This window comes from Gammaproteobacteria bacterium, from assembly GCA_035546635.1.
GTDB lineage: Bacteria > Pseudomonadota > Gammaproteobacteria > JAURND01 > JAURND01 > DASZWJ01.
In genome coordinates this window covers 1-2,125 of sequence record DASZWJ010000048.1, presented here as the reverse complement: position 1 = coordinate 2,125, position 2,125 = coordinate 1, and the positions used below count along the sequence as shown (strand labels likewise).

General features: G+C 43.6%; 1 protein-coding gene. It reads right to left on the bottom strand.

Features of this window, described 5'->3' with window-relative positions:
• Positions 1-128: 128 nt before the first annotated feature.
• Complete coding sequence (gene ltrA, locus VHE99_13025; protein HVV69930.1) at positions 129-1,601, bottom strand: group II intron reverse transcriptase/maturase; 1,473 nt, start codon at positions 1,599-1,601, stop codon at positions 129-131.
• Positions 1,602-2,125 lie beyond the last annotated feature (524 nt).

Below are 2,125 nucleotides of genomic sequence, written 5' to 3'. Positions count from 1 at the left end.
ATCGAGTAAGCCAGTCGCATTACTGCTGCTGGCTCCTCTAAGAACGCAGCATGCGACTTTCACCGCACTACGCTCAAGCATTTTTAAGACTAAATGTGATTTAGTCCGGTCACCTCATCTGGTAGCCACTATGTCCCGAATATGCACTTCCATAAACTTACTAAGTGACCCTTATCGCGCTTTACAAAGTATTCTGTAAATGCAGGGTCATAAGGGTGTGCATTATTCCTGATTTTTATGTGCCGCTTAATGGCTACACTCCCTGCTTTAAATAAGTCCAGGTTTTTCATTTCACCGTCCTTATTACGGAATTTCACGGAAAATATCCAGTTACGTAAGGCTTGACTGCGGAAGTATTTTTTCCGTAACCAGTTCCAGCTTTTACCTGGATGTCTTCGCTTCATCCATCTGCAGATAGCGTCATAAATGCAGTTATCTACATAAGAGAAAATTTTCTTTGAAACAGCATGTCGATAGTAATTAGCCCAACCTCGAACGCGTTTGTTCAAGGTTAGGATTAATCCTTCTGTCGTTTCTGTTCCATTATGTTTGATTAATTCTCGAATTCCTGACAAGAAAGATAGCACGTGTTTTTTAGCGGGTTTGATTAGTAACTTCCCATTATATTTTCGCACGTTGAATCCGAGAAAATCGAACCCATCCTCTATATGTGTGATTTTCGTTTTCTCTTGCGAGAGTTCTAAACCACGACTATTTAAGAAAGCTTCGATAGCTGGTTTTACTTTATTTTCCAATACTTCTCTAGTATCGGCAGTTACGATAAAGTCATCAGCATAGCGTATGAAGTTGGCCTTGTCAGATTTCTTGACCACATTCTTAATTATGGCTTCTAGACCATCCAAAGTCATATTCGCCAGCGTAGGGGAAATGATTCCCCCTTGAGGCGTGCCTTCTTCGGTCGAATAGAGTTTTGTTTTCTCCATGTAGCCCGATTTCAACCATTTATGGAGGATATTTTTATCCATAGGGATATTGTTTTCCAGCCATTCATGAGAGATTTTATCGAAGCACGCTCTGATATCTCCTTCCAAAATCCATGTGGGCGCTACTTTCTTGGCCAGTGTGATAAAACACTGTTCGATTGCATCCGCGCATGAACGTTTGGGTCTGAATCCGTATGAATTTTTGTCTGCTAAGGTTTCCGCGATGGGTTCAAGAGCAAGCAGGTGCAGTGCTTGCATTGCTCTATCCTTCATTGCTGGAATTCCCAGTGGACGTTGCTTTCCATTTCTTTTGGGGATATATATTCGCCGTAGTGGTATTGGGTGGTACCCTCTGCACTTTAGCGAAAGAGTTGCCTGCATTTTTGATTTTGAGCTTTTCCAAATGATACCGTCCACCCCCGCCGTTTTCCGGCCAGAGTTTCTGGTTACTCGTTTTACGGCTAATAGTTTACCGTAAAATGAATGGGTCAAAATTCGCTGCAGAGATTTGACTTTGCCGCGTTTCCCTTCCCGAGTGGCCTTCGCGATACGCATTTGCAGCCGATTTACCAAGGTTTCAACAGCTTTCCAGCAGATGGAATCCCATATCACCGTGGGTGAAGATGCACCAGTCAATGGTTGTGCCATTGCTGTCATTTGCTTTTCCTCATGATTCGGTTCTCCAAATTATCTCACGATAAAACACCAACTGGACGTCAGCCCGCTTTCGCGTGAAGTAACATTTAAACTTCTATCCACTCCGTTACAGAGTGGCATTCGCTTGTTCCAGTATCTCAAGCCTGCATCGCCATAGGTCAACCTCGCGATTGACTGTCCTAATATTTCAGGAGCGATACAGGGTTTCCATGTTCCACACAATTGAGCAATGTTGGGTTAGGCGTCTACTCTAGAACGGGAAATGTAGTGACCACGAAGGTATAACGAGTGATTACCTTCCAATTTCCAAGCTTATTTAGCCAAAGCATATCAGCCACTTTTGCTTCTTTTATGTATAACGTTCTCTGCATAGATTCACATGTGTTCGCCATACCAACTCCCTAGCACTTTCCCGGCTTGTGGCTGCCAGGAGAAGGTTCCTCTCGCGATTTACCTCCCACGCTTTAGGCGTTTTGTTACATTGTCAGAGTCGCTCTTTATTCAGACCCCTAGGGTCACCTAGT

Coding starts and splice junctions, on each gene's coding strand:
- ltrA (HVV69930.1), bottom strand. CDS start 1,601: ATGACAGCAATGGCACAACCATTGACTGGTGCATCTTCACCCACGGTG.